The following is a 1,639-nucleotide window of genomic DNA, read 5'->3' on the forward strand; positions in this document are numbered from 1 at the left end:
TCGCCTTACAGTGGAGCTGTGCGTAGATGTGATCAAGAGACAGGGTGATCCAGGAAGCCTATGTTCACGGCATCTCCACCCGCTCCGTCGATGACCTGGTCAGGGCCATGGGGCTGGAGGGTGTCAGCAAGAGCCAGGTCAGCCGCCTCTGCGCCGAGATCGACGAGCGGGTGCGCGACTTCCTGGGCCGTCCCATCGAGGGTGACTGGCCCTATCTCTGGCTGGACGCCACCTACGTGAAAGTTAGAGAGGCAGGCCGGATCGTCTCGGTTGCCGTCACCATCGCGGTGGGCGTGAACACCGATGGCCGCCGCGAGGTGCTGGGCATGGCGGTCGGGGCGTCCGAGGCGGAGCCCTTCTGGCTCGACTTCCTCCGCGGCCTCACCCGCCGGGGTCTGGCTGGGGTCAAGCTGGTGATCTCGGATGCCCATGAGGGCCTGAAAGCCGCCGTGGCGAAGGTGCTCCGGGCCACCTGGCAAAGGTGCCGCGTCCACTTCGCCCGCAATGCCCTGGCTCATGCAGGCAAGACGCAACGCCGCATCGTCTCGGCCTGGATCGGCACCGCCTACGCTCAGGAGGACGCGGCCTCGGCGCACGCCCAGTGGCGCACCGTAGCTGATCAGCTCCGCCCCAAGATCCCAAAGCTTGCCGCCCTTATGGACACCGCCGAAGAGGACGTGCTGGCCTACATGAACTTCCCCGTCGCCCACCGGGCGAAGCTGCACTCAACAAATCCCATCGAGCGCCTGAACGGCGAGATCAAGCGCCGCACCGACGTTGTCGGCATCTTTCCCAACGAGGCCGCAGCTGTTCGGCTTATCGGCGCGATCCTGCTCGAGCAGTCCGACGAATGGGCCATACAGCGCTCCCGCTACATGACTCTGGAAGCCATCAGCACCGTCAGCGATACTGCCTCCGTCAGGCTCTCCGCCGTGCCTGCCTGACCCGGCAGTTCAGTCCGCCGAGAACCAGCGCTCCTACACCACGCAATGGGACACGGCCGCGCTCGCTCCACCCATGTACGGGACGCCAGTGGTCGACGTGGCGTTGCCGTCGCGTCCCGTCGCGGGTATCGGTGCGGTGTCGCTCGCTCGGCGCGTAGAGCGCCCGCGCCGGGCTTTCCTCGGCACGCTCGCCGGTCACGACCAGGGTGCGGCTGCCGAGAAAGCGGTCCTGCGCCCGGATCAGCGTGTCCATGACGCCAATCCTGAGTGCGGCCGAGCACCAGCGGACGGACAGGTCGGCCGAGGTCTGCGGGAACAGCAACCGGGTACTACGCGGCCCCACACCTCCTGTCCTCATGAGGCCATGAGGTGCCTCGAACAGGATCGGCGCCGTCGGTGCATCCTGGCGCAGCATCTCCCGCTCGAAGCCACCCTCGCGCCAAGGAGTGGTAGAGCGGCAGCCCGAACGCCGCGGCCTGCGCCGCGACGTAGGCCCCGGTCACCGGCCAGTCCATGAACGGGGCACCGCGGCCATCCACCTCGTGGTGGTGCAGTTCGATCCGCTCTGGGGGCATGCCGCAGTCCAGCAGGTGCAGCAGGCAGGCGGTAGAATCCTTGCCGCCCGAGGTGAACAGGACGATGTGGTCGTAGGAGGCGAGGTCCGGGACGAACCCGGCCTCGCGGACCTGCAGGGC

1 protein-coding gene and 2 pseudogenes are annotated in these 1,639 nt (G+C 67.5%); 1 reads left to right on the plus strand and 2 read right to left on the minus strand.

All coding sequences use genetic code 11. The annotated features are described in order from the left end of the window. Positions 1-44: 44 nt before the first annotated feature. Positions 45-944: pseudogene (locus ROTAS13_RS24235) on the plus strand (IS256 family transposase); the annotation flags it as partial. On the opposite strand, the gene ROTAS13_RS28345 reads toward ROTAS13_RS24235, so the two are convergent. Beyond that, entirely contained in the window at positions 919-1,302 is a 384-nt protein-coding gene (locus ROTAS13_RS28345) for a hypothetical protein (protein ID WP_253187765.1), read from the minus strand. The pseudogene ROTAS13_RS24235 and the gene ROTAS13_RS28345 overlap by 26 nt on opposite strands. After that, positions 1,274-1,639 (minus strand): annotated as a pseudogene (locus ROTAS13_RS28350) (hypothetical protein); the annotation flags it as partial. The pseudogene ROTAS13_RS28350 and the gene ROTAS13_RS28345, both read right to left, overlap by 29 nt.

The organism is Roseomonas sp. TAS13, assembly GCF_001950415.1.
Classification (GTDB): Bacteria; Pseudomonadota; Alphaproteobacteria; order Acetobacterales; family Acetobacteraceae; genus Roseomonas; species Roseomonas mucosa.